At 70.1% G+C, this 23823-nt stretch carries 24 protein-coding genes and 1 riboswitch; of the genes, 7 read left to right on the top strand and 17 right to left on the bottom strand.

Going from position 1 to position 23823, the window contains the following annotated elements:
• The first annotated feature begins 29 nt into the window (after positions 1 to 29).
• Together HHX31_RS33610 and HHX31_RS12515 are read left to right on the top strand one after the other, a co-directional pair.
• The gene (locus tag HHX31_RS33610) at positions 30 to 587 is read left to right on the top strand and encodes a hypothetical protein (protein WP_211589641.1); all 558 of its coding nucleotides are present in this window, start codon (positions 30 to 32) and stop codon (positions 585 to 587) included.
• Positions 588 to 690: 103 nt separating this feature from the next.
• Entirely contained in the window at positions 691 to 2346 is a 1656-nt protein-coding gene (locus HHX31_RS12515; protein WP_169948420.1) for a DNA repair helicase XPB, read from the top strand.
• A gap of 10 nt (positions 2347 to 2356) precedes the next feature.
• On the opposite strand, the gene HHX31_RS12510 is transcribed toward HHX31_RS12515, so the two are convergent.
• On the bottom strand, positions 2357 to 3001 hold the full coding sequence (locus HHX31_RS12510) for a CGNR zinc finger domain-containing protein (RefSeq protein ID WP_311931747.1): 645 nt from the start codon (positions 2999 to 3001) through the stop codon (positions 2357 to 2359).
• Positions 3002 to 3035: 34 nt separating this feature from the next.
• Here HHX31_RS12510 and HHX31_RS12505 point away from each other — a divergent pair, with 34 nt between their 5' ends.
• Complete coding sequence (locus tag HHX31_RS12505) at positions 3036 to 3905, top strand: SCO6745 family protein (protein ID WP_169948416.1); 870 nt, start codon at positions 3036 to 3038, stop codon at positions 3903 to 3905.
• Positions 3906 to 4323: 418 nt separating this feature from the next.
• On the opposite strand, the gene HHX31_RS12500 is transcribed toward HHX31_RS12505, so the two are convergent.
• Complete coding sequence (locus HHX31_RS12500; RefSeq protein WP_169948414.1) at positions 4324 to 4632, bottom strand: hypothetical protein; 309 nt, start codon at positions 4630 to 4632, stop codon at positions 4324 to 4326.
• Between the two features lie 138 nt (positions 4633 to 4770).
• Here HHX31_RS12500 and HHX31_RS12495 point away from each other — a divergent pair, with 138 nt between their 5' ends.
• Positions 4771 to 6756 carry an AAA family ATPase gene (locus HHX31_RS12495; protein ID WP_169948413.1) on the top strand — a complete coding sequence of 662 codons (1986 nt, stop codon included), beginning with the start codon at positions 4771 to 4773 and terminating at the stop codon, positions 6754 to 6756.
• A 64-nt stretch (positions 6757 to 6820) separates the two neighbouring features.
• Here HHX31_RS12495 and HHX31_RS12490 read toward each other — a convergent pair whose 3' ends face one another.
• Positions 6821 to 7654 carry a GNAT family N-acetyltransferase gene (locus tag HHX31_RS12490; protein ID WP_211589640.1) on the bottom strand — a complete coding sequence of 278 codons (834 nt, stop codon included), beginning with the start codon at positions 7652 to 7654 and terminating at the stop codon, positions 6821 to 6823.
• Positions 7655 to 7718: 64 nt separating this feature from the next.
• Positions 7719 to 8561 (bottom strand): GNAT family N-acetyltransferase, encoded by an 843-nt coding sequence (locus HHX31_RS35620; RefSeq protein ID WP_169948411.1) that lies wholly within the window; start codon positions 8559 to 8561, stop codon positions 7719 to 7721.
• A gap of 379 nt (positions 8562 to 8940) precedes the next feature.
• Here HHX31_RS35620 and HHX31_RS12480 point away from each other — a divergent pair, with 379 nt between their 5' ends.
• A complete protein-coding gene (locus HHX31_RS12480) occupies positions 8941 to 9735 on the top strand; it encodes an SDR family oxidoreductase (protein WP_169948409.1) in 795 nt (264 codons plus the stop codon).
• Positions 9736 to 9964: 229 nt separating this feature from the next.
• Here the strand turns inward: HHX31_RS12480 and groL are convergent, their stop codons facing one another.
• The 5 genes from groL to HHX31_RS12455 all read right to left on the bottom strand — a co-directional run bounded on the left by groL (position 9965) and on the right by HHX31_RS12455 (position 14770).
• Positions 9965 to 11587, bottom strand: a complete 1623-nt coding sequence (gene groL, locus HHX31_RS12475; RefSeq protein ID WP_169948408.1) for a chaperonin GroEL — start codon at positions 11585 to 11587, stop codon at positions 9965 to 9967.
• Between the two features lie 346 nt (positions 11588 to 11933).
• On the bottom strand, positions 11934 to 12134 hold the full coding sequence (locus HHX31_RS12470; protein ID WP_030509192.1) for a cold-shock protein: 201 nt from the start codon (positions 12132 to 12134) through the stop codon (positions 11934 to 11936).
• A gap of 250 nt (positions 12135 to 12384) precedes the next feature.
• A complete protein-coding gene (locus HHX31_RS12465) occupies positions 12385 to 12660 on the bottom strand; it encodes a MoaD/ThiS family protein (RefSeq protein WP_169948406.1) in 276 nt (91 codons plus the stop codon).
• 45 nt (positions 12661 to 12705) lie between these two features.
• Entirely contained in the window at positions 12706 to 13968 is a 1263-nt protein-coding gene (gene thrC, locus HHX31_RS12460) for a threonine synthase (protein WP_169948405.1), read from the bottom strand.
• A 14-nt stretch (positions 13969 to 13982) separates the two neighbouring features.
• Positions 13983 to 14122: riboswitch (SAM riboswitch) on the bottom strand.
• A gap of 96 nt (positions 14123 to 14218) precedes the next feature.
• Positions 14219 to 14770 carry an RNA polymerase sigma factor gene (locus HHX31_RS12455; protein WP_169948403.1) on the bottom strand — a complete coding sequence of 184 codons (552 nt, stop codon included), beginning with the start codon at positions 14768 to 14770 and terminating at the stop codon, positions 14219 to 14221.
• A 103-nt stretch (positions 14771 to 14873) separates the two neighbouring features.
• Here HHX31_RS12455 and HHX31_RS12450 point away from each other — a divergent pair, with 103 nt between their 5' ends.
• Complete coding sequence (locus HHX31_RS12450; protein WP_169948401.1) at positions 14874 to 16298, top strand: trehalose-6-phosphate synthase; 1425 nt, start codon at positions 14874 to 14876, stop codon at positions 16296 to 16298.
• Between the two features lie 117 nt (positions 16299 to 16415).
• On the opposite strand, the gene HHX31_RS12445 is transcribed toward HHX31_RS12450, so the two are convergent.
• From HHX31_RS12445 to HHX31_RS12430, 4 genes are all read right to left on the bottom strand, one after another.
• Positions 16416 to 17024: a hypothetical protein gene (locus HHX31_RS12445; RefSeq protein WP_169948399.1), complete on the bottom strand. Its 609-nt coding sequence runs from the start codon at positions 17022 to 17024 to the stop codon at positions 16416 to 16418.
• 72 nt (positions 17025 to 17096) lie between these two features.
• A complete protein-coding gene (locus HHX31_RS12440; protein WP_169948397.1) occupies positions 17097 to 17693 on the bottom strand; it encodes a hypothetical protein in 597 nt (198 codons plus the stop codon).
• Between the two features lie 10 nt (positions 17694 to 17703).
• A complete protein-coding gene (otsB, locus tag HHX31_RS12435) occupies positions 17704 to 18525 on the bottom strand; it encodes a trehalose-phosphatase (RefSeq protein WP_169948395.1) in 822 nt (273 codons plus the stop codon).
• Between the two features lie 84 nt (positions 18526 to 18609).
• Positions 18610 to 18891 carry a DUF3263 domain-containing protein gene (locus HHX31_RS12430; protein ID WP_169948394.1) on the bottom strand — a complete coding sequence of 94 codons (282 nt, stop codon included), beginning with the start codon at positions 18889 to 18891 and terminating at the stop codon, positions 18610 to 18612.
• 107 nt (positions 18892 to 18998) lie between these two features.
• On the opposite strand from HHX31_RS12430, the gene HHX31_RS12425 reads away from it, so the two are divergent.
• Positions 18999 to 19805 (top strand): S-adenosyl-l-methionine hydroxide adenosyltransferase family protein, encoded by an 807-nt coding sequence (locus HHX31_RS12425; RefSeq protein WP_169948392.1) that lies wholly within the window; start codon positions 18999 to 19001, stop codon positions 19803 to 19805.
• 10 nt (positions 19806 to 19815) lie between these two features.
• On the opposite strand, the gene HHX31_RS12420 is transcribed toward HHX31_RS12425, so the two are convergent.
• Genes HHX31_RS12420 through HHX31_RS12405 form a run of 4 tightly spaced genes read right to left on the bottom strand, consistent with a single transcriptional unit; the run spans position 19816 to position 23727 of the window.
• Positions 19816 to 20832, bottom strand: coding sequence for an ABC transporter ATP-binding protein (locus HHX31_RS12420; RefSeq protein ID WP_169948390.1), 1017 nt, complete (start codon positions 20830 to 20832; stop codon positions 19816 to 19818).
• Positions 20816 to 21847 carry an ABC transporter ATP-binding protein gene (locus tag HHX31_RS12415; RefSeq protein WP_169948388.1) on the bottom strand — a complete coding sequence of 344 codons (1032 nt, stop codon included), beginning with the start codon at positions 21845 to 21847 and terminating at the stop codon, positions 20816 to 20818. The genes HHX31_RS12420 and HHX31_RS12415 overlap by 17 nt, the downstream gene beginning before the upstream one ends.
• Positions 21848 to 21860: 13 nt before the next feature.
• Positions 21861 to 22808 (bottom strand): ABC transporter permease, encoded by a 948-nt coding sequence (locus HHX31_RS12410; RefSeq protein WP_169948386.1) that lies wholly within the window; start codon positions 22806 to 22808, stop codon positions 21861 to 21863.
• The gene (locus HHX31_RS12405; RefSeq protein WP_169948385.1) at positions 22801 to 23727 is read right to left on the bottom strand and encodes an ABC transporter permease; all 927 of its coding nucleotides are present in this window, start codon (positions 23725 to 23727) and stop codon (positions 22801 to 22803) included. The genes HHX31_RS12410 and HHX31_RS12405 overlap by 8 nt, the downstream gene beginning before the upstream one ends.
• Between the last annotated feature and the right edge of the window lie 96 nt (positions 23728 to 23823).

Here is a 23823-nt window from a genome sequence, read left to right as displayed (position 1 = left end):
TGAGGTCCGCGTAAGTAAAGGATCACACGGTGACGACTCCTCCTCCTGAGCAGCCGGGGCAGGGACCCCAGGATTGGCAGACCCCGGCGAACCACCCGTACGGACCGCCGTCCGGCGCCGGCCCCTACGGCCAGCCCCAGGACCCGTACGGCCAGTACGGTCAGTACGGTCAGTACGGCCAGCCGCCGGCGGGCGACCCCAACCAGCAGTACGGGCAGTACGGGCAGTACGGGCAACATGGCCAGTACGGGCAGTACGGCCAGCCGGGACAGAACCCCTACCAGCAGCAGCAGCCGTACGGCTACTACCCGCCGGGCGGATACCCGCCGCGGCAGGAGGGCCCGCGCACGCACGCGATCGTGGCCCTCGTCATCAGCCTCGTGCTGGCCCTGAGCTGCTACGTCTCCCTCGGCGGCATCGCGGGCGCCATCCTGTCGGGCATCGCGCTCAGCAAGGTCGACACGGCGCCCGACCAGGCGCGCGGGCTGCTGAAGTGGACGTGGATCGCCATCGGCATCAACGTCGTCCTGCTCATCCTGGGGCTCGGCGGGCTCATCGTCGCCGGGGCCAACGGCTACCTCGACTGACCGGCGCCGGCCATGCGGCATCCGTACGGCATCCGCGAGACCGGGACTGATTCGGCCCCGCCTCGTGTTTGATAGGCGATAGCCGTACGAGGGGGAGCAGGCATTGAGTGACGGGCCGCTGATCGTCCAGTCGGACAAGACCCTGCTGCTGGAGGTCGACCACCCCAGGGCCGACGAATGCCGCAAGGCCATCGCGCCGTTCGCGGAGCTCGAACGCGCGCCCGAGCATGTCCACACCTACCGGGTCACCCCGCTGGCGCTGTGGAACGCCCGCGCCGCCGGGCACGACGCCGAGCAGGTGGTCGACGCGCTGATCGGCTTCAGCCGCTACCCCGTGCCGCACGCGCTGCTCGTGGACGTCGCCGAGACCATGGCGCGGTACGGCAGACTGCGGCTGGAGAAGCACCCGATCCACGGTCTGGTGCTCACCAGCGTCGACCGCGCGGTGCTGGAGGAGGTGCTGCGCTCCAAGAAGATCCAGCCGCTGGTCGGGGAGCGCCTGGGCGCCGACTCGGTGGCCGTGCACCCCTCCGAGCGCGGCAACATCAAGCAGACGCTGCTCAAGCTCGGCTGGCCGGCCGAGGACCTCGCCGGCTACGTCGACGGCGAGCACCACCCGATCGACCTGCGCGAGGAAGGCTGGACGCTGCGGCCCTACCAGCGCGAGGCGGCCGACGCCTTCTGGCACGGCGGCTCAGGCGTCGTGGTGCTGCCGTGCGGCGCGGGCAAGACGATCGTGGGCGCGGCGGCGATGGCGCACGCCAGGGCGACCACGCTGATCCTGGTCACCAACACGGTCTCGGCCCACCAGTGGAAGCAGGAGCTGCTCAGGCGCACCACGCTGACCGAGGACGAGATCGGCGAGTACACCGGCACCAAGAAGGAGATCCGCCCGGTCACGATCGCCACCTACCAGGTCATGACGACCCGGCGGCAGGGCACCTACCGGCACCTTGAGCTGTTCGACGCCCGTGACTGGGGGCTGGTCGTCTACGACGAGGTCCACCTGCTGCCCGCGCCGATCTTCCGGATGACCGCCGACCTGCAGGCCCGGCGGCGCATCGGCCTCACCGCCACGCTCGTGCGCGAGGACGGCCGGGAGGGCGACGTCTTCTCGCTCATCGGCCCCAAGCGGTATGACGCGCCCTGGAAGGAGATGGAGAACCAGGGCTACATCGCCCCCGCCGAGTGCGTCGAGGTGCGGGTGACGCTCGGTGACGACGAACGGCTCGCCTACGCCATGGCGGAGAGCGACGAGCGCTACCGGTTCTGCTCGACCACGCCCGCCAAGACGAGGGTGACCGAGGCGCTGGTGCGGCGGCACGCGGACGAGCAGGTGCTGGTCATCGGGCAGTACATCGACCAGCTCGACGAGCTGGGCGAGCACCTGAACGCGCCCGTCATCAAGGGCGAGACCAAGATCAAGGAGCGCGAGCGGCTGTTCCAGGCGTTCCGCGACAAGGAGATCCGGGTGCTGGTGGTCTCCAAGGTCGCCAACTTCTCCATCGACCTGCCGGAGGCGGCCGTGGCGATCCAGGTCTCCGGCACGTTCGGCTCGCGCCAGGAGGAGGCCCAGCGGCTCGGCCGCGTGCTGCGGCCCAAGGCGGACGGCGGCGGCGCGCGGTTCTACTCGGTCGTCAGCCGGGACACCGTCGACCAGGAGTTCGCCGCGCACCGGCAGCGCTTCCTGGCCGAGCAGGGCTACGCCTACCACATCATCGACGCCGACGACGTGGGCGAGGAGGACCCGGCGAGGTGACCTCCTCGGGTCACGTACGGCGCCGCGCCCGGTAGGCGCTGGCCTTGGCCCGGTTCTGGCACGACAGGTCGCAGAACCGGCGCGAGGCGTTGCGCGTGGTGTCGAAGAAGACCAGGGAGCACGTGGCGGCCTCGCACGCGCCGAGCCGCGCCCCCTGGCCCACCCCGGCGACCATGGCCAGCGCCGTGCCCATGTCGGCCGCCCAGGCGTCCACGAGCGTCGCGCCGGAGCGGTGGAAGGCCAGCTTGAGCTTGCCGTCGTCGGCGTACACCGTGGGCACGGCGCCGTGCCGGGCCAGGAGGTCGTTGAGCCGTTCCGCGGCCTCGGGCAGCCGGTCCCCCGCGCCGTACAAGGGGCGCAGTTCGGCGGCGATCTCCGCGAGCCGGTCGGCGCCCGCGGCGGTGAGCCCTGTATCTGTGTGCCCGGTTTGGGCGGGTCCGGTTTGGGCGGGTCCGGGGGCGGGGCGACCGGCGGCGGCGAGTCCGGCCAGGATCGCGGCCAGGCGTTCCTCGCCCGTCTGGGGTGGCGTGACGCGACGCCCGTGCGACGCGTCGACCGCCAGGACGTTCACCAGGAGGACGGCGAGCTCCGCCCAGCGCCCGACATAACTGTCTATTTCTGGTTGACCAGTGATGCGCCACGGCTCTATCGTCACTGGCATAGCTTATATAGACAGTGAGGTTCCTGGGATGTCCGCACGCCTGGCCCGCACCATGTGGCATCAGATCGAGCCGGTCCACGCCACCCTCTACTACAGCCCGCAGGCCTCCGAGGAGGCCGCCGCGCTCGGCTACGACGTCTCGGCCCGGTGGCCGAGCTATTTCGCCTGGCGCACCGCGCCGCTCGGAGAGGCGGGCCCGGCGCTGGTGGCCGCCACCTTTTACAGCTTCAGCCCGAGCATGATCGCCGGTCTCGTCCCGGACATCTGGGCGACGGCATCGCCCCGGCAGGTGCTCGACGCGCGACTGCGCGCGATGGACCGGACGCTACGCGGCCTGCTCGGCGGCCGGATCGACGAGGGCGTGAAGGAGGCGGCCGAACTGGCGATCCGGGCGGCGGAGAGCGTGGACGTCGCCCACCGGCCGCTCGCCGCGGCCAACCTCGACCTTCCGTGGCCGGAGGAGCCGCACCTCGCGCTGTGGCAGGCCTACACGGTGCTGCGCGAGCACCGCGGCGACGGCCACCTGACGGCCCTGCACGCCGCCGGCCTCGACGCGTGCGAGGCCCTGGTCTCCTTCTCCGCCGTCGGGGCGGCCCCGGCGGACGCCTTCGCCGGCCGCGGATGGACCGACGAGGAGTGGGCCGCCGCACGCGAACGGCTCGCCGTACGCGGCCTGGTGGACGGCGAAGGGAACGCCACCCCCGAGGGGCGGGCGCTGCGCGACCAGGTGGAGCGCATGACCGACGAACTGGCCGCGGGTCCGTGGCGGACGCTCGGTGAGGAAGGGGCCGGGCGACTGGCCGAGCTCAACCTGCCGCTGCTCGGGGCGGTGTTCGAGTCGGGCCTGCTGCCCTCCGTCACGACCCTCGGCATCGGCAAGATCCAGGCCCCCGAATAAGGGCTCGGCCGGGCGCCGGGCGCGGCTAAGTCCAGGAGATACCCTTCGGCGCTGTCACCACATCACCCCCTCGCGCCTTTACCCCTCCATGATGCAGTCGCGATGGCGGCAATACCCAACAGACGAGGCAAATCACGCAATATGCGCATTTTTCGTCCTGGTCTCGGTTTGTCGCCGCCCGTTATCCCGCTGCTGCGCGCGCCCGAAGCTCACGCAACGGCACATCTCATGACAAATCACCCCACTACCGCATGACGATGCCCGCGTGGGCCGGGGAGAGGCACACCCCCCTCGGCCCGCCGGGAAGTCTTCCGACCGGTCACGCCCACCCGGTCACGCCCACCCGGTCACACTGACCAGGTCACACGGGCCAGGTCACCACGGGCCAGGTCACAGTGACCAGGTCACGGGGGCCCGGTCATCGGGCGGCCAGGCCGCCGACGAACAGCACCACCAGCGCGACAACCCAGGCCACCGCGGCGGCGCCGTACAGCGACTCGCGCCGGCCGAGCCACGCGACCCCCGTCGCGCCCGCCGCGACCACCCCGACCAGCACGGACAACGCGACCACCGAGGCGATCCGGTCCGCGCAGTCCGGCGAGGGCCCCAGGCTCGTCGTGCAGAAGGCCTGCGTGCTCCACCCGCCGAAGACCGCGAACCCCCAGAGCGTGGCGAGCAACAGGCTCGCCGCCGCCTGGATCGCCGGAGGAACCACGGTGCGCGTCACCCGGGTACAGATACCCCTCACGCCGAACGACGACACGCGCGAGGAATACCGTTTCGGCATCACGGGGATCGGTCGCTAAGCTCTTGTGTTTCCCGCTTCCACCAGTCCTGTCCTCGTCATGTCCGGAGGAGCTTCCGCATGCCCGGAAATGTGCTCGAAGACGAGCGCGCCCATCTGGCGGCATCACGCGCCGCCCTGCGCGCGATGCGTGAGCACGCGCAGTCGCTGTCGGCGGACGCCGCAGGCGACTGGGTGTCGCAACAGGTCCTGCAGGGCCTGCTCGACCAGAGAGTGGCCGCCCTCGCCGACCATCCCGACACGCCGCTGTTCTTCGGCCGGCTGGACCGCGCGCCCGGCGACGACCTGCCGGACACGGTCTACGTCGGGCGCAGGCACGTCCACGACGAGAGCAGCCGGCCCCTCGTGATCGACTGGCGCGCTCCGATCTCGCGCGCCTTCTACCAGGCCAGCCCCGCCGACCCCATGGGGGTCAGGCTTCGCCGCAGGTTCGGCTACCAGGGCGGCGACCTCACGGCGTACGAGGACGAACCGCTCGACGGCAGGGCGCTCGGGCAGAGCAGACTGCTGACGGAGGAGATCGAGCGGCCCCGCACCGGCCCCATGCGGGACATCGTCGCGACCATCCAGCCCGACCAGGACGAGATCGTCCGCGCGGACCTCGGCGTGACCGTCTGCGTGCAGGGCGCGCCGGGCACCGGCAAGACGGCCGTCGGCCTGCACCGCGCGGCCTACCTGCTGTTCACCCACCGGGAGAAGCTGTCGCGCTCGGGCGTGACGATCGTGGGACCCAACCGGGCCTTCCTCGCCTACATCTCCTCGGTGCTGCCCGCGCTCGGCGAGGTGAAGGTCGACCAGACGACGGTGGCCGGCGTCCTCGGCGACCACGCCCATCCGGAGGACCCCGCGACGGCCGCCGTGAAGGGTGACGCCCGCATGGCCGAAGTGGTGCGGCGGGCCCTGTGGCTGCACGTCACCAAGCCGGTCGAAGGGGTGCTCTTCACCAAGGGCGTCAACCGCTACCGGGTGCCCGACTACGAAGTGCGCGAGATCGTCGCCTCGCTGCGCGGCACGACGAGGTACGGCCCCGGCCGCGCCGCCCTGGCCCAGCGGCTCGCCCACGCCGTGCTCGTCCAGATGGAACGGCGCGGCGAGTCGCCCGACGACCGGGTGCAGGACGCCGTGGCCAGGTCGAAGCCTGTCAAGGCCGTGCTGGACGCCGTCTGGCCGAAGCTCGTCCCCGAGCAGGTGCTGTTCCGGCTGCTGTCGGACCCGGAGTTCCTGGCCAGAGCGGCCCGGTCGGATCTCTCGCCGGAGGAGCAGGAGCTCGTCCTGTGGCGCAAGCCGTACAAGTCGCACCGGTCGGCCAAGTGGACGGCCGCGGACGCGGCGCTGCTCGACGAGCTCGCCGACCTGATCGAGCGGACGCCGTCGCAGGGCCATCTCGTGGTGGACGAGGCGCAGGACCTGTCGGCGATGCAGTTGCGCGCGCTCGGACGCCGCTGCCGCACGGGCTCCGCGACCGTGCTCGGCGACCTCGCGCAGGGCACCACGCCCTGGTCGGCGCGCTCGTGGAAGACGGTGCTCGACCACCTCGGTCAGCCGTCGGGCGAGGTCACCGAGCTCACGCTCGGCTTCCGCGTGCCCCGCGAGATCCTCGACTTCGCGGCACGGCTGCTGCCCTCCGTCGCGCCGGAGCTCGCCCCGCCGCGTTCACTGCGTCCCGGCGCGGGCTCCCTGTCCGTACGCCGCGAGGCCGACGTCGCCGCCGCCCTTCCCGAGACCGTGGCGCGGGCACTCGCGCAGGAGGGCTCCGTCGCGGTCATCGCCGCGGACGCGGCTCTTCCGGCGCTGTCGGCGGCCCTGGAGGCCACGGGAGTGCCGCACGCGGTGCTCGGCCCCGACTCGACGGGCGACGACCGGGTGCTGCTCGTGCCCGCGACGCTCGCCAAGGGCCTGGAGTACGACCATGTGATCGTCGCCGAGCCCGCCGAGGTCGCGGAGGCGGAGGAGCGCGGCCTCGCCCGCCTCTACGTGGTCCTCACCCGCGCGGTGACGTCGCTGGCCATCCTGCACAGCCGCGACCTGCCCGAGGAGCTGCGCTGACCTCGCCCTGGCGTCGGCGGCCTCGATCGACAACAGGAAGGTCATCGGCTCGCCGCGGATCACGCTAGGCGGGGAAGGCGAAGAGGCGGTACCGCGAGACTTCGACGAAACCGAACCGCCGGTACAGCGGCTCACCGGCCGGGCTCGCGGCGAGTGCCGCCAGCCGCGTACCGCGGTCCCGTCCCACGCGGAGCGCTGCCGCGGTCAGTGCCGCGCCGATGCCGCGCCGGCGATGCGTGTCCGCGACGTGGACGAGGAAGATCCCGGCCACGTCGTGGGCTGCGATCACTGTGGTCGTCCCGACCACACGGTCCTCGAGAACCGCCGCCAGGCGGACGATGTCCGCGTTGTCCCGGCGTCGCGACTCGATCCGCACGATGTCGGGTTCGAGGCTCGGTGCGACGCCCATGGAAGCGCTGTAGGTGCGCACCAGTTCCGGCAGCCGGTCGTGATCGGTCACCGCCTCGATCCGCAGGCCGGCCGGCGGATCGACCGGATCCACGGCCTGGTCGAGCGATCTGACCATCACGGGCAGCGTTGTGACTTCTTGTGCTCCGTGCGTGGTCAGGGCGAGCGACGTGCCCGCGGGGCTGTCCGGGCCGACCCACCACCACCAGGGCACTCCCGCGAGCCGATCTCGCGCGGTGGCGGAGATCTGCTCTACCGCGTCCAGGGAGCGGACCCGGACCACTCCGTTGAACTGTGGCTGAGCCAGCCCGCTGCGGAAGTAGTCGAGGTCACCCTCACCGCGGTCCGCCACGCCCCAGCCGGTGAGGTACTGGCGGAAGTTGGCGGTCACGCGGGCCATGCTCCCGGGGTCCCGCAGGTCTCGGAGGGCACCGTTGCCCGGCGCGGCCGCCGTGAGCCGTTCATCGGCTCCGCTCGATACGTTCGTCATGGGTGTCCCCTCACCGGTAGTGCGTTGATCGCCTGTCCGGAACGGCCTTTCGTCGATTGCGGTGTCAGGGCACCACGATCCGGTAGTCCAGGACGGGGCGGTATCCGATGCGCTGGTAGACGCTGTTGCTCGTCGGGTTGGCGAGGTCGGTGAAGAGGAGTACGTGTTCCGCACCGGCGTCGCGAGCCGCCTGGGAAACGGCTGTGGTGACGGCGGAGCCGTAGCCCCGGCCGCGGTGTACGGGCAGCGTGTAGACGGGAGTGATGCGGGCCGCACCGGCCACCACCGACGTCATGGCGGCCATGGCCACGGGTTCGTCCCCGACCTCCCACAACCGCCAGCCGCCCAGGCTCAGCCGCTCGTCGACGAACGCGTCGAGATCGGCTCCGAGCGAGCCGGCTTCCATGACGAAACGGGTGCACCAGTCGTGGAGAAGAGCCCGGTCACCGTCGGTCGCCTCCCGCGGCGCCCCTGGCGGTGCGACGTCAGGGCCCACGAGCCGTTCGAGACGGTGGAGGCGCAGGTGCGGTCCGTCCTTCGGCGTGGAGTCGGTGGTCGTCCGCCACGCTTCGGAGAAGGCATGGACCGACGCGGCGTCGGCCAGGAACTGCGTGAACGGGTGAGCCTGGGCGGAGAGAAGTTCGGCCAGGTGCGTTGCCGCGACCTGGGAAAGGCGACTCGCGGCCAGCAGGTGCGGCGGCGCCCAGACGAAGGCGGCCGTCGTCGCCGTCTCCTCCGGTTCCTGCCACCAGCCCAGCACCGTGGGCGGGTTCTTGCCCCCGGACCGCAGTCGCTCGATCGCCTCCAGCCCGGACAGCAACATGGTGTGCAGATCGGGACGCGCGGCGAGGAACGACCCCGCCTCGGAGCGGAACACTTCTGGGTCGTCTGTGATGGACCAGGTCACGGGGTGTGGTCTCCTGCTCGCCAGGGGACGCGCGGACCAGGCACCACGTCGCAGAGGTGGTCGGGTCGCACAGCCACGGCAGGTACGGCTGACGAGCAACGGCGACGGCGTGATCGTTCGAACCTCATAGGGCAGGCGAGGCGTCGGGCATGAGCCAATCATGCAGGCCCCCGCCTCGCGGCGTCTACGTGATAGATGCCACTAACAATCTATGCGACCGGACGGAATAACCCCCGCCCGCCGCCCCCACCCAGGCGCCCACGCTCTGCACCGGCCGCCGGCCGTACGCCTGGTCACAAGCGCCGAAGTTGGCAAGCGCGGAAATTTAGATTACACATGACATCTAACGGGCCACATCCACCGAGGAAAGAAGACGACCATGTCCACACAGAAGACAGGTACGGCACTCGTCACCGGCGCGACCGCAGGCCTGGGCGCCGCCTACGCCGAGGAACTGGCGGCGCGGGGGCACGACCTGCTGCTTGTCGCTCGCGACCAGGCGCGGCTGGAATCTTCCGCGGCGAACCTGGCGCAGCGCTTCCGCGTCGAGGTTTCGGTGCTGAGCGCCGACCTGTCCACGCCGAAGGGCATGCGGAGCGTCGAGGACCGCCTGGCGGCGGACCCCTCGATCGACATGCTGGTGAACAACGCCGGCAGCGCGCTGTTCGGCCCGCTGTCCGCGGCGGACCCGGACCGGCTGGAGTGGCTGGTCACGTTCAACCTGACCTCCGTCACCCGGCTGGCGGCCGCCGCCGCGAAGGCGTTCGCCGGCCGGGGCTCGGGCACGATCGTCAACGTCTCGTCCGCCCTCGCCCTCAACATCCTGCCCGTGGGCGCGGTGTACAGCGGGACGAAGGCCTACGTGATCGCGTTCACCCAGGCTCTGGCGCAGGAATTCGCCGGCTCCGGCGTCCGGGTGCAGGTGGTGGTGCCGGGAGCGCTGGAGACGGCGATCTGGGACGGCTCGGGCATCGAACTGGACCAGTTGCCCAAGGAGGCCGTCATGTCGCCCCACGACGCCGCGCGGGCCGGGCTCGCCGGTCTCGACGCCGGCGAACTGGTCACTATTCCCTCGCTGCCGGAGTACGCCAAGTGGGAGGAGTACGAGAACGCCCGCCAGGAACTCATCCCGGGCCTGTCCCTCGCCCGCCCCGCCGGACGCTACGCCCGCTGACAGCGGGGGCGAGCACGCTTTTCGCCAGGACCGGGGGACCGCCGCCGGCCGGGACCGCCGGCCGGCGGCGTCGGAACCACGTCGCCGCCCGGAGCGGCTGGGATTCGCCCGCCACCAGTCGTGATGACTGCCAGGCGCGGGCCGGGCACCTGGCCCGACGCCACAGCGGAAACGGAAAGGGCGGTTCCCGTGGGAACCGCCCTTCCGCTGAGACGAGGAAGACTATGGATCAGAAGTCCATGTCGCCGCCGCCGGGCATGGCGGGGGCCTTCTCCTTCTCGGGCTTCTCGGCGATGACGGCCTCGGTGGTCAGGAACAGCGCCGCGATGGACGCCGCGTTCTGCAGCGCCGAGCGGGTGACCTTCGCCGGGTCGATGATGCCGGTCTCGAACATGTTGACGTACTCGCCGGTCGCGGCGTTGAGGCCCTCACCGGCCGGAAGGTTGCGAACCTTCTCCACCACGACGCCGCCCTCGAGGCCGGCGTTGACGGCGATCTGCTTCAGCGGCTCCTCAAGGGCCTTGCGGACGATCGCGGCACCGGTGGCCTCGTCGCCGCTGACCTCGAGCTTGTCGAACGCGTTGGCGCCGGCCTGCAGCAGGGCCACGCCACCGCCGGGGACGATGCCCTCCTCGACCGCGGCCTTGGCGTTGCGGACGGCGTCCTCGATGCGGTGCTTGCGCTCCTTGAGCTCGACCTCGGTCGCCGCGCCGGCCTTGATAACGGCCACGCCGCCAGCCAGCTTGGCGAGGCGCTCCTGGAGCTTCTCGCGGTCGTAGTCGGAGTCGGTGCGCTCGATCTCGGCGCGGATCTCGTTGACCCGGCCGGCGATCTGCTCGGCGTCACCGGCGCCGTCGACGATCGTGGTCTCGTCCTTGGTCACGACGACCTTGCGGGCGCGGCCGAGCAGGTCGAGGGTGGCGTTCTCCAGCTTGAGACCGACCTCCTCGCTGATGACCTGGCCACCGGTGAGGGTGGCGATGTCGCCCAGCATGGCCTTGCGGCGGTCGCCGAAGCCGGGGGCCTTGACGGCCACGGACTTGAACAGGCCGCGGATCTTGTTGACGACCAGGGTCGCCAGGGCCTCGCCCTCGACGTCCTCGGCGATGATGACGAGCGGCTTGCCGGACTGCACGACCTTGTCAAGCAGCGGCAGGAGGTCCTTGTTCGCCGATACCTTGGAGTTGACGATCAGGATGTACGGGTCCTCGAACACCGCCTCCATGCGCTCGGGGTCGGTCACGAAGTAGCCGGACACGTAGCCCTTGTCGAAGCGCATGCCCTCGGTGAGCTCCAGCTCCAGACCGAAGGTGTTGCTCTCCTCGACGGTGATGACGCCTTCCTTGCCCACCTTGTCCATCGCCTCGGCGATGAGCGAGCCGATCTCGGTGTCGGCGGCGGAGATGGAGGCGGTGGAGGCGATCTGCTCCTTGGTCTCCACGTCCTTGGCGAGCTTCGACAGCTCCTCGCTGACGCGCTCGACGGCGGCCTCGATGCCCTTCTTCAGCGCCATCGGGTTGGCGCCGGCGGCCACGTTGCGCAGACCCTCGCGGACCAGCGCCTGGGCGAGCACGGTAGCCGTCGTCGTGCCGTCACCGGCGACGTCGTCGGTCTTCTTCGCGACTTCCTTGACCAGCTCGGCGCCGATCTTCTCCCACGGGTCCTCGAGCTCGATCTCCTTGGCGATGGAGACACCGTCGTTGGTGATCGTGGGGGCGCCCCACTTCTTCTCCAGCACGACGTTGCGGCCCTTGGGGCCGAGGGTCACCTTGACGGCGTCGGCGAGCTGGTTCATACCGCGCTCGAGACCGCGCCGGGCGTCCTCGTCAAACGCGATCATCTTGGCTGCCATAAGGCTAGACCTCCCAGTAGCAGGGTGTCTTCAACGGACCGAGCCGACGCCCGCGACGGCTTGGACCCGCTATCCCTGCGCGGGCCCCATCGCCCCGATCCCGGTTGTTGTCACTCTCGACCTCAGAGTGCCAAACAAGTATTTAGCACTCTCCCCCTGAGAGTGCAAGCGGAAGCCAGCCTGACCAGCTTGGACGGTATGTCCGGAACCCCGCCCCAGGTCCGCGCCTCGCGAGCCCGCAGGACCTCGGCGGAAGCGGAACGGGCGACTCCAGAGCAGGGGAAGACACAGCGGAGGGCCCGGTGCGCGGAACCGCGAACCGGGCCCTCCAAGGTCGTTGACGGGATCAGACGGCCCGTACGGCCTCCGCCTGGGGGCCCTTCTGACCCTGCGTGATGTCGAACTCCACCCGCTGACCCTGCTCGAGGGCCTTGTAGCCGTCCATCATGATTGCCGAGTAATGGACGAACACGTCCTTACCACCGTCTACCGCGATGAAGCCGTAGCCCTTGTCCGCGTTAAACCATTTGACGGTGCCCTGCGCCACTTCCGACTCCTCTTGCTGGGCTGGGGACCACCAAGAAGCCCCCGGTTTTGTCGATCGCCTCGACCATACCTGTGTCAAGGCGTAGGACAACAGAGTCAATCCGCAAACTACTACGTGGCGTTCACTCTAAGCGGGACCGAAGAATATTCACTTTGCTGTTGAATAGTTGAGAGCTGCACCTTTTGACATTGCATCACCCGACTTCATCGGGACAGAAGCGCATGTCAGATGCTCGCCCCCGCGCGGCGGCTCAGCCTCCGGCCACGGCGGGGATGACCGAAACCTGCACCCCGTCCGGGGTTACGGTGTCCAGGCCCTCGGCAAATCGGACGTCCTCTTCCCCTACATAGACGTTGACAAAACGCCGAATCTTACCCGTTTCGTCCAGGATTCGACCGCCGATGCCGGGATAGTCCGCGTCCAGCTTCTGCAGGACCTCGCGGAGCGTTCCCCCCTCGCCGCTCACCTCCGCGGCTCCGTTGGTGTACGTCCGGAGAATCGTCGGAATCCGCACGGAAACACTCATTATTCGCTCGCTTTCGTCGCTGCTGATGGGCCTTGAGAAACGCTTTCAGTTGGCGAATGCCGTACGGAACGCCTCGAGAGAGGGGCGGATGACGGCGGCGGGACGGGCGTGCTCGGCCACCGCGTCGAGCGTCTTGAGCCCGTCGCCGGTGTTCAGCACCACGGTCTCGGCGTCGGGGTCGAGGCGGCCCTCGCGCACCAGTTTGCGCAGCACGCCGACCGTCACGCCGCCCGCCGTCTCGGCGAACACGCCCTCGGTCCTGGCCAGCAGGCGGATCGCCTCGACCACCTCGTGGTCGTTCACGTCCTCCACCGCGCCGCCCGTACGCCGGGCGATGTCGAGCACGTACGGCCCGTCCGCCGGGTTGCCGATGGCGAGGGACTTGGCGATGGTGTCGGGCCGCACCGGCTGCACAACGTCCTGACCGGCCTTGAACGCCTGGGAGACCGGCGAGCAGCCCTCGGCCTGCGCACCGAAGATCCGGTAGGGCCGATCCTCGACCAGGCCCAGCTTGACCAGCTCGCGGAAGCCCTTGTCGATCTTGGTGAGCTGCGACCCCGACGCGATCGGGATGACGATCTGGTCGGGCAGCCGCCAGCCGAGCTGCTCGGCGATCTCGTACGCCAGCGTCTTGGAACCCTCGGCGTAGTACGGCCGGAGGTTGACGTTGACGAAGCCCCACTTCTCGCCCAGCTCGTCGCCGATGAGCTCGGAGCAGAAGCGGTTCACCTCGTCGTAGGTTCCGTCGATGCCGACCAGGCGCCCGCCGTACACGGCGGCCATGGTGACCTTGGCCGCCTCCAGGTCGGCGGGGATGAACACGCAGGAGTCCAGCCCGGCCCTGGCGGCCGCCGCGCCCACCGCGCCGGCGAGGTTGCCGGTGGAGGAGCACGACAGGGTGTGGAAGCCGAAGTTGCGCGCGGCCTCGACCGCGATCGCGACGACCCGGTCCTTGAAGGAGTGGGTCGGGTTGCCGGAGTCGTCCTTGACGTGGAGCGAACGCAGGCCCAGCTCGGCCGCCAGCCTGTCGGCCTTCACGAGCTTGGTCCAGCCGGGCTGGAGGTTGGGCTTGGCCGCCACGTCGGCGGGGACGGGGAGCAGGGAGCGGTACCGCCAGATGTTCGCCGGGCCCGACTCGATGTCCTCCCGGCGGATGTCACCGAATTCGTACGCCACCTCAAGGGGGCCGAAACACTCCGTACAGGCGAAGTTCGGGCCGAGCTCATAGAGGGCACCACATTCGCGGCACGAAAGACCGGTGGCGGGGCCGAACTCGACGGTGGTAGCGGCAGTGCTGGTGTGCGCCATGAAGCGAGGCCTTTCCCTCATCTTCGCTCGCGACCACCCTGGCCGCGAGCCGGAATTGGCACCTGTCCCGGCCGGGCCTCGTGGGCACGAGTTCGACACCGGGGAGGTTGCCGGGGCTTCGCAGGGCCGGTCCCTCCACCCCTCTGGATGAGCATGTTCAGTTGTGGAACCTTCGACGGAAGGTCCCTAGCACTGTACCCCGGCGTCCCCTCTGTCCGTTCCGCCGTCTCGTATAATGAGACGATTTGTATCAGCCGTACGCCTCGCCGAGGGCCGCCTGCACGTATTTGCGCGCCTGGTGTATGCGGGACTTGACCGTTCCGAGGGGGATCTTCAGCTGGTCGGCGACCTCCGCATAGTCGAGCTGGCAGATGTCGCGCAGCACGAGCGCCTGGGCGAGGTCGGGCCGTTCGGTCTCCAGCGCCTCCATCGCGTCGAGCAGGTCGAGCCGCGACCCGGCGATGACGCTGACCCGCCGGGGATCGGGCCGCTGCTCCGGCAGTTCCTCCGCCTGCTCCGACGAGCGCCGCTTGAGCGAGCGATAGGTGGTCCTGGCGCAGTTGACGGTCACGATGTGCAACCAGGTGCTGAACTTCGCGCGTCCCTCGAACCTGGCGATGTTGCGGGCCACGGCGAGCAGCGTGTCCTGTGCCGCCTCCTCCGCGTCCTGCCGGTACGGTAGGAGCCGCTCGCAGTGGCGCAGCACGTCGGGCTCGATGCGCCGCAGCAGTTCACCGAGCGCGCGATGGTCCCCCTGGGCAGCCGATCGGGCCAGGTCCTCGGTCGTGTCGTCCAGTGCCATGCCGTATCCAGCCCTCCCGCAATCGGTTGACATCCTATTGACGGCGGCCGGCTTTTATTAATCTTCCGGCATGCGCGCCCGCTCTGATCGAGGGACGACCCAGATGAGCAGCACCGTTCTTATCGCCTCCAACAGGGGCCCGGTGTCCTTCACGCTGTCGGAGGACGGCGGCCTGACCATGCGCAGGGGCGGGGGCGGCCTGGTCTCCGGGCTGTCAGAGGTGGTCAGGGACACCGACGTCGTGTGGGTCTGCGCGGCGCTGTCGGACGGCGACCGGGGCGCGGTGCGCCAGGCGCCCGGCGGCCGGCTCGACCAGGTCTTCGAGACGGGGGCTATCCGCATGCTGGACATCCCGCCCGCCATCTTCCACCGTGCCTACAACGCCGTGGCCAACTCGACCCTCTGGTTCGTCAACCACCTGCTGTACAACACGCCCTTCTCCCCCGAGTTCGGCACGCGCTTCCGGCGCGAGTGGGAGTCGTACCGCACGTACAACGGGACCTTCGCGCTGGCCCTGGCCGAGGAGGCGGCGCCCAGGGCGCGCGTCGTCGTGCAGGACTACCACCTGACGCTCACCCCGGCGATGCTCAGGATCGACCGGCCCGACCTGCGCATCGGCCACTTCTCGCACACGCCCTGGGCGCCGCCGGAATACTTCGCGCTGCTGCCCGAGGACGTCGCGGCGGAGGTGCTGACCGGCATCCTCGGAGCCGACCACGCCGGGTTCCTCACCGCCCGCTGGGCCCGCTCCTTCATGGACTGCTGCGAGGTGCTGCTCGGAGCGCGGGTGGACCACTCCGCCCGTACGGTGACCTACGACGGGCGGACCACCAGGATCGGCGTCCATCCGCTCGGGGTGAACGGCGAGGAGTTGCGGGCGCGGGCGGCCGAGCCGGACGTCGAGTCGCACATGGCCGCGATCAGGGACCACGTCGGCGACCGCAAGCTGATCGTGCGCATCGACCGCACCGAGCTGTCCAAGAACATCGTGCGCGGCCTGCGGGCCTACAAGGAGTTCCTGGCCGCCCATCCCGAGTGGCACGGCCGGGTCGTCCACCTGGCGTTCGCCTACCCCTCCCGGCACGACCTGCCTGAGTACCGCGAGTACACGGCGGCGGTGCAGCGCTGCGCCAAGGAGATCGAGGACGAGTACGCCACGGAGGACTGGGACCCGCTCATACTCAACGTGAACGACGACTACCCGCGCTCCCTGGCCGCCTACCGGCTGGCCGACGTGCTGCTCGTCAACCCGATCAGGGACGGCATGAACCTGGTGGCCAAGGAGGGCCCGATCCTGTCGCCGCGGTGCGCGCTCGTGCTGTCGCGCGAGGCGGGCGCGGCGGCCGAGCTGGGGGCGGACTCGCTGCTGGTCAACCCGTACGACGTGTCGGGCACGGCGGCGGCGCTGCACGAGGCGCTGACGATGCCGGAGCAGGAACGCCTCACGCGCGGCCTGCGGCTGCGTAAGGCCGCCACCGCCCTGCCGCCCCAGCGCTGGTTCGAGGACCAGCTCGCCGCACTGCGCTGAACACCGGCGGCTCGCCGCGCAGAGCTGATCACCCGCGGCTCGCCGCGCAGAGCTGAACACCCGCGGCTCGCCGCTCCCTGCTGAACACCGCCGGGCCAGTGGAGCGGCGGGCCGGCGTCAGCGCCAGGTCGCGTTCTTGAGGATCGAGCTCAGCTGCGGGTGGTCCCACTGGTCGAGGACCAGGATCTTCGACGTGGGCAGATACCACTCGCGCTGGTTGTAGTGCAGCTTCACCCGCCACTTCTTGTCGACGCAGGTCGCCGCCCACCTGTGGTAGTCCGCCTTGTGGCCGCGCCCGACCTGCCGCAGCCCCTTGTCCGCCATCTTCCAGTCGCCCTTGTAGAGCTTGTAGCTCTTGGGACAGACGCTCACGTCGGTCGCGGGGTCGTAGCCGTACTTCGGCTTGTACGCCTGGAACGTGCGGAGCCCGATCTTGAGCGCCTTCGGGCCCAGCACCCAGAAGCTGCGGCATCCCCAGTCACGGAAGCCGAAGTCCTCGGTGCCGAAGGTGGGGCATGGGCCCGTGATGACGCGCACCCAGTCCTTGTCGTCCTTGGCCACCTTCCACGACGCGGGAATCGTGAGGGTCAGGCCGTTCCGCAGATGGACCTGCTTGGTGGCGCGGTTTTCGCTCGCGGACGCCGCCGCCGGAGCGGCCAGGGTCGCCAGGGTGGCCGCGAGCACGGTCAGGCCGGCCGCCGCGGCCGAGATCGTCTTCTTGAACATGTCCGGCACATTAGGCGCGTTCACTTGCGGACGACTTGTGGCCCGATAGGCGAAAGGTCGCCGAACGCGGCGTCAGTTCCAGGTGGCGTTCTTGAGGATGGCGGCGAGTCCCGGGGTCCCCCACTGGTCGACCACCAGGATCTTGGACGTGGGCAGATACCACTCGCGCTGGTGGAAGCCGGCTCTCCGCTTGCCCGGGCCCAGCGGCCCGCAGGTGCCCGCCCAGTCGCGGTAGTACGCCTTGTGCCCCGGCCCGACCTGCCGCAGCCCCTTCTCGGCGAGCGTCGTCCTGTGGATGTAGAGACCCTTCCTGACCGGGCAGGGCCCGACGTCGGTGGCCGGGTAGAACGGGCCGTCCGGCGTGTACGGCTGGAACAGCTCATGGCCCACCTTGATGGCCTTGGGGCCCAGGATCCAGAAGCTGCGGCACCCCGAGTCGCGGAAGCCGTACGTGTCCGTGCCCTTGGTGGGGCACGAGCCGGTGATGACGCGCAGCCAGTCCCGCCGTACGGCGTCGACCCGCCAGGCCGAGGGGATCGTGAGAGTCAGGCCCTTGCGCAGGTGCAGCGTCCTGGTGGCCGCGCCGGTGCTCGCGGACGCCGCGGCCGGAACCGCCAGAGACGCCGCGAGCACGGCCAGCCCGGCCGCGGCCGAGATCGTCGTTCTCATGGCCCGGACGTTACGCCCGGCCGGTTGCAGACGGCTTGCCGAGCGTCGCCACGAGATCGCCGAGGAGCGTCACGACGCCGTCGGGCCCGGCCACCACCAGGTCGGCGCGCTCCGCGAGCTCGGTCACCTCCGCCGACCCGCTGCACACGCGCACGCCGGGGATCCCCGCCGTCTCGACCGCGCGGAAGGCGGCGAGGTCCCCCAGGTCGTCGCCGACGAACATGACCGAGCGGGCGCCGCGCTCGGCGAGGAAGGCCGACAGGGCCCGTCCCTTGTCCATCCCGGCCGGCCGGAGCTCCAGCACCATACGACCCGGCTCGACCACGAGCCCGGCCTCCGCCGCCAGCGCGGCGACCGGCCCGCGCAGCGCCTCCAGCGCCCCGGCGGGATCGGCGCACCGCCGGGTGTGCACGGCGACGGCCCGGTGCTTGTCCTCGATCCACGCCCCGCCGAGGCCCGCCACCAGCTCGGGCAGCCGGGCGCGGACGAGGTCGAGCCCCGGCGGGGGCGGCGGCGCCGTGATCCGGCCGTCCTCCCAGCGCTCCAGGCCGTAGTGGCCGAGGATCACCAGGCCGGGCACGCCGGCGAGGGACGACCCGCCCGCGACCTCGCCGAGCGCGAGCGCCGTACGCGGCGGACGGCCCGTGACGATCACGACGGCGCGCACCAGCGGCGCAAGGGCGGCCAGCACGCCCGGCACGCCGGGATGCACCCGGGCGGCGGCGGGGTCGGGCACGATCGGGGAGAGCGTGCCGTCGTAGTCGAGCCCGATCACGGCGCCGGCCGGGTCGGCGACGATCGCGTCGAGTCCTGCGTGCGCGGGCAGGGTCATGGCCTCACTCCGAAGGGGGGTCAGATGAGTACGCCTCGACGGCCTCATGCCCCGGTGGCGGGGCGCATGCGTGCGAAGGGAAAGCTAGGGGTTGAGCCCGAACCTGCGGGCCGAGCGGTCACGCCGCCTGCCGGCTCTCATCCGGCGCAGCCGCTTGACGAGCATGGGGTCGTGCTCCAGCGCCTCTGGCCGGTCGATCAGCTCCCCGAGTAACTGGTAGTACCGGGTCGCGGAGACGCCGAAGGCCTCCCTGATCGCCTGTTCCTTCGCGCCCGCGTAACGCCACCACTGGCGCTCGAACGCGAGCATCTCGCGGTCGCGCTCCGAGAGGTCGAGCCCGTCGCCGCCGGCCGGTTCGGTGTCCATCCGCTCCTCCTCGATCGGCTCGCAAGGCCGTCCCATGGTAATGCGCTCACCCTTCAGACGAACCCGGGGTGTTCAGGCCGGGCGGGACAGACGTAGTGTCACGTGATGTGAGCTCTGTAATCACGCTTCTGACCGACTACGGGCTGGAGGACGGGTTCGTCGCCGCGTGCCACGGCGTGATCGCGGGCATCGCCCCGCAGGCTCGGATCATCGACGTGGGTCATCTCGTCCCCGCGGGGGACGTACGGCGCGGCGCGGCCATCCTCGCGCAGACCCTGCCCTACCTGCCGGCCGGCGTCCATCTCGCGGTCGTCGACCCCTCCGTGGGCGGCAACCGGCGCCCGGTCGCCGTGGAGGCGGGGGGACGCGTGTTCCTCGGCCCCGACAACGGCGTCCTGTCCTGGGCCGTCCGCGCCGCGGGAGGCGCGGACGCCGCCTACGAGATAACGAACTCGCAGCTGTTCCTGGCCGACGTCTCTCCGACCTTCCAGGGGCGTGACCTGTTCGCCCCGGTGGCCGCCCACCTGTGCACCGGTCGCGTGGTCGCCGACGTGGGGCCGCCGATGCCGGTGAACCGCCTGGTGTCCCTGCCCGCGCCGACCTGCAGGTTGCGGGACGGCGCGGCCGAGGGCGAGGTGCTGTCGGTGGACAGGCACGGCAACGTCCAGCTGTCGATCACCGCCACCGACCTGGCCGAGCTCGGCGTGCGGCTCGGCGACACCATCGCCGTGTGGCTCGGGCGCCGCCAGGTCGTCGTGCCGTTCCGTGAGACGTTCACGGCCGTGCCTCCGGGCGACCTCGTGGCGTTCGCCGACTCCGCCGGCCTGGTCGCGATGGCGATCAACGCCGGGGACGCCGCCGACCGCCTGGGTCTGCCCCCGGGCGCGCACGTACGGCTGTCGCCCGGGCGCTGACCCGCGGGTCCTACTGGGCGTTCACCACGTCGCGGGCCTCCGCGAAGTGGCAGGCGCTGGGGTGATCGCTGCCCGGGCGCACCTCGAGCGCGGGCGTCTGCTCGGCGCAGATGTCCTGCGCCTTCCAGCACCGCGTGCGGAAGTGGCAGCCCGACGGCGGGTTGGCCGGCGAGGGCGGGTCGCCCTGCAGGATGATCCGCTGACGCCTGTCTCTGCCGTCCGGATCCGGCACCGGCACCGCCGAGAGCAGCGCCTGCGTGTACGGATGCGTCGGCGCGTCGTAGATCTCGGCGTCGCTGCCCAGCTCGACGATCTTGCCGAGGTACATCACCGCGACCCGGTCGGAGATGTGGCGGACCACCGACAGGTCGTGCGCGATGAAGATGTAGGCGAGGTCGAACTCGTTCTGCAGCCGCTCCAGCAGGTTCATGACCTGGGCCTGGATCGACACGTCCAGCGCGGAGACCGGTTCGTCGCAGATGATGATCTCAGGCTGGAGCGCCAGACCGCGGGCGATGCCGATGCGCTGGCGCTGGCCACCGGAGAACTGGTGCGGATAGCGGTTGATGTGGTCGGGGTTGAGACCCACCACTTCGAGCAGTTCCTGCACCCGGCGCCGCCTGCCCTCCTTGGGCACGACGTCCGAGTGGATCTCGAAGGGCTCCCCCACGATGTCGCCGACCGTCATCCGCGGGTTCAGCGAGGTGTAGGGGTCCTGCATCACCATCTGGATGTTGCGGCGCATCCGCTTGAGCTCCGCGCCCCTGGCGGCGGTGATGTCCTTGCCGTTGACCCGCACCGAGCCCGACGTGGGCCGTTCGAGCGCCATCAGCAGCTTGGCCAGCGTGGACTTGCCGCAGCCCGACTCGCCGACGACTCCGAGCGTCTCACCCCTGTGCAGGTCGAAGGAGACCCCGTCGACGGCCTTGATCGCGCCGATCTGCCGCTTGACGACGACGCCCTGGGTCAGCGGGAAGTGCTTGACCAGGTCGCGGACCTCGAGGATCGACTCAGCGTTCGCCCTCATCGATGACCTCCCTCCAGTAGTGGCAGGCGCTGCCGCGGGTGCCACTGATCGTGTACAGCGGGGGAACCTCGGTCACGCAGTTGTCCCGCCGGTACGGGCACCGCGGGTGGAAGGCGCAGCCCGGCGGCATCTCCAGCAGGTTGGGCGGCAGGCCCTTGATCGCGTAGAGCTCCTGGCCCTTCTGGTCCACCCGGGGGATCGACTCAAGCAGCCCCTTCGAGTAGGGGTGGGCCGGCGTCTTGTACAGGTCGTGCACCGGCGCGTTCTCGACGATGCGCCCGCCGTACATGACCGCGATCTTGTCCGCGACGTCGGCGACGACGCCGAGGTCGTGGGTGATGAGGATCAGGCCCATGTTGCTGTCGCGCTGCAACTCCGCGAGCAGCCCCATGATCTGGGCCTGTACGGTCACGTCGAGCGCCGTGGTCGGCTCGTCGGCGATCAGGATCTCCGGGTCGAGCGCGATCGCCATGGCGATCATGATGCGCTGCCGCATGCCGCCGGAGAACTGGTGCGGGAAGTCGTTGACCCGGTCCTTGGCGGCCGGGATCCTGACCCGGTCCATCAGCTCGACGGCCTTCTTCTTCGCGTCCGACCGCGAACTGCCGCGGTGCATGCGGAACATCTCGGCGATCTGCCAGCCGACCGGGAAGACCGGGTTCAGCGAGGACAACGCGTCCTGGAAGATCATGGAGACGCTCTCCCCGCGGATCTTCCTGCGCTGGTCCTCGGGGAGCTTGAGCAGGTCGACGCCCCGGAAGCGGATCTCGCCTCCGGTGATTTTCCCGGGGGGCATGTCGAGGATGCCCATGATGGTCTGGGCTGTGACGCTCTTGCCGGAGCCCGACTCGCCCAGCACGGCGAGCGTCTCGCCGGCGTCCACGCTGTAGGTCACGCCGTTGACGGCCTTGGCCACGCCCGCCCGCGTGCGGAACTCGACGTGGAGGTTGTCGACCTCCAGCAGTGCGCCGCTGTGGGCGCCCCTGCCCGTCTGCTCGGAGAGCACTTCCGTCATTCGCTGCGCCTCCTCATCGAAGCTTCGGGTCGAGGGCGTCGCGTACGGCTTCGCCGAGCATGACGAAGGTCAGGACGCACAGGGACAGGAACCCGGCGGGGAAGAACATGGCGTGCGGGCCGGTCCTGATGTACGAGGTGTGGTCGGCGATCGCGATGCCCCAGGAGATGACCGGCGAGCGCAGGCCGATGCCGAGCAGCGACAGCGTCGCCTCGGCGCCGATGTAGCTGCCGATCGTGATCGTGGCGTACACGAGGATCGGCGCCAGCGAGTTCGGCAGCAGGTGCCTGAAGATGATCCGCAGCGGCCCCGCGCCGAGCGCCCTGGCGGCCTGCACGTAGTCCTGGTGCTTGGCCTGGATGACGGCCGAGCGGGCGATGCGCATCAGGATCGGCCAGCCCAGCACGGCGAGCACGATGATGACGACCGCCATGATCGTCACCTTGCCGGGGTTCGACTGGGCCGGCGCGACGGTGCCGAGGATGATGATCGCGCCCAGCACGTACGGCAGGCCGAGGAACATCTCGCCGAGGCGGGAGGTGATCGCGTCGAACCAGCGGCCGAAGTAGGCCGCGAGCACGCCGATGAGGCCGCCGAGCAGGACGGTGGCCAGCGTGGCGAGCACGCCCACGATGATCGAGGTGCGGGCGCCGTAGACGGCCCTCGCCCACACGTCGCGGCCCTGCAGGTCGTAGCCGAACCATGCCTCGGAGCTCGGCAGCTCCATGCTCTTGGCGAGCGTCGCGTACTCGGGGTCCTTGTGCGTGAACAGCGACGGGAACGCCGCCATCAGCAGGAACACGAGCAGCATCACGAACGAGACCCAGAAGATCTTGCGTCGCTTCAGGATGTCCCACGTGTCGCGCCAGAGGCTGCGCTGGCTGTCCTTGACCGTGACCGGGCTCTCGGCCGGATCGTCCGCACCCTTGATCAGGTCTTGCGTCGCGGTCGGGTCACTCATAGCGGATCCTCGGGTCGAGCACGCCGTAGAGGAGGTCGACGAGCAGGTTGGAGACCAGGTACACGAGCACGAGCAGCGTCGCCACCGGGACCACGATCGTGTAGTCCTGTCCGTTGATGGCCCGCCACAACAGGCCGCCGATGCCGTGGATGTTGAAGATGCCCTCGGTGATGATCGCACCGGACATCAGCGAACCGACCTCGGTGCCGAGGAACGTCAGCACGGGGATGAGCGAGTTGCGCAGCAGATGGATGCCGACCACCCGCCGGTTGGTCAGCCCCTTGGCCACGGCCGTGCGCACGTAGTCGGACCGCAGGTTCTCCACGATGCTGGTACGCGTCAGCCTGGCGGTGAACGCCATGTTGAGGCTGGCCAGCACCAGGGCGGGCACGATCAGTTGCGGGACCGTCGCCTCGTCCGGCACGGTCGGCGTGATGATGCCGAGGCGCACGCCGAGCAGCCACTGCAGCAGGTAGCCGGTGACGAAGATCGGCATGGAGAGCAGGAACAGCGTGGAGAGCGTCACCACGTTGTCGATGAAGCCGCCGCGCTTGAGCCCGGACAGCACGCCGGCGCCGATGCCGATGATCGCCTCGAAGGCCACCGCCATCAGCGCGAGCCTGATGGTGATCGGCCAGGCGTCGCCGAGCTGGCCCGCCACCGACACCCCGTTGAAGTCGGTGCCGAGGTTGCCGGTGAGAAGGTTCTTCAGGAAGTTCCAGTACTGCACCAGGAGCGGCTGGTCCAGCCCGAACTGCTCGCGCATGGCCGTGATGTAGGCATCCGGGCACGGCCGCTGGCCGCATCGTCCCGCGAACGGGTCGCCCGGCAGCTGCCAGACCATGAAATTGATGATGAACGTCGTGCCGAGCACGACGGGCACGAGTTGCAACAGGCGCCGGATCGCGTATCGGCCCATGCGCACCTCCGATCTGACGCTAAAGGTCGTACACACGCACCCCGTGGGTCAACACGGGATTTCGCGAATGGACAGCCCACGAGGCCGGCCCCGGTG

It is taken from the genome of Microbispora sp. H11081 (assembly GCF_012999535.1).
In the GTDB taxonomy this organism is placed as follows: Bacteria; Actinomycetota; Actinomycetes; order Streptosporangiales; family Streptosporangiaceae; genus Microbispora.
Note: the sequence above shows the minus strand (reverse complement) of the source record. Positions and strands in the feature narration are given on the sequence as shown.

What these genes read in the sequence shown, in the direction of transcription:
- HHX31_RS12440 (WP_169948397.1), bottom strand. Translation starts at nt 17,693, where the DNA reads ATGAGAACGACGATCTCGGCCGCGGCCGGGCTGGCCGTGCTCGCGGCG.
- HHX31_RS12430 (WP_169948394.1), bottom strand. Translation starts at nt 18,891, where the DNA reads ATGGACACCGAACCGGCCGGCGGCGACGGGCTCGACCTCTCGGAGCGC.
- HHX31_RS12415 (WP_169948388.1), bottom strand. Translation starts at nt 21,847, where the DNA reads ATGACGGAAGTGCTCTCCGAGCAGACGGGCAGGGGCGCCCACAGCGGC.
- HHX31_RS12410 (WP_169948386.1), bottom strand. Translation starts at nt 22,808, where the DNA reads ATGAGTGACCCGACCGCGACGCAAGACCTGATCAAGGGTGCGGACGAT.
- HHX31_RS12405 (WP_169948385.1), bottom strand. Translation starts at nt 23,727, where the DNA reads ATGGGCCGATACGCGATCCGGCGCCTGTTGCAACTCGTGCCCGTCGTG.
- otsB (WP_169948395.1), bottom strand. Translation starts at nt 18,525, where the DNA reads ATGACCCTGCCCGCGCACGCAGGACTCGACGCGATCGTCGCCGACCCG.
- HHX31_RS12455 (WP_169948403.1), bottom strand. Translation starts at nt 14,770, where the DNA reads ATGGCACTGGACGACACGACCGAGGACCTGGCCCGATCGGCTGCCCAG.
- HHX31_RS12495 (WP_169948413.1), top strand. Translation starts at nt 4,771, where the DNA reads ATGCCCGGAAATGTGCTCGAAGACGAGCGCGCCCATCTGGCGGCATCA.
- HHX31_RS12450 (WP_169948401.1), top strand. Translation starts at nt 14,874, where the DNA reads ATGAGCAGCACCGTTCTTATCGCCTCCAACAGGGGCCCGGTGTCCTTC.
- HHX31_RS12445 (WP_169948399.1), bottom strand. Translation starts at nt 17,024, where the DNA reads ATGTTCAAGAAGACGATCTCGGCCGCGGCGGCCGGCCTGACCGTGCTC.
- HHX31_RS12420 (WP_169948390.1), bottom strand. Translation starts at nt 20,832, where the DNA reads ATGAGGGCGAACGCTGAGTCGATCCTCGAGGTCCGCGACCTGGTCAAG.
- HHX31_RS12480 (WP_169948409.1), top strand. Translation starts at nt 8,941, where the DNA reads ATGTCCACACAGAAGACAGGTACGGCACTCGTCACCGGCGCGACCGCA.
- HHX31_RS12505 (WP_169948416.1), top strand. Translation starts at nt 3,036, where the DNA reads ATGTCCGCACGCCTGGCCCGCACCATGTGGCATCAGATCGAGCCGGTC.
- HHX31_RS12465 (WP_169948406.1), bottom strand. Translation starts at nt 12,660, where the DNA reads ATGAGTGTTTCCGTGCGGATTCCGACGATTCTCCGGACGTACACCAAC.
- thrC (WP_169948405.1), bottom strand. Translation starts at nt 13,968, where the DNA reads ATGGCGCACACCAGCACTGCCGCTACCACCGTCGAGTTCGGCCCCGCC.
- HHX31_RS12490 (WP_211589640.1), bottom strand. Translation starts at nt 7,654, where the DNA reads ATGACGAACGTATCGAGCGGAGCCGATGAACGGCTCACGGCGGCCGCG.
- groL (WP_169948408.1), bottom strand. Translation starts at nt 11,587, where the DNA reads ATGGCAGCCAAGATGATCGCGTTTGACGAGGACGCCCGGCGCGGTCTC.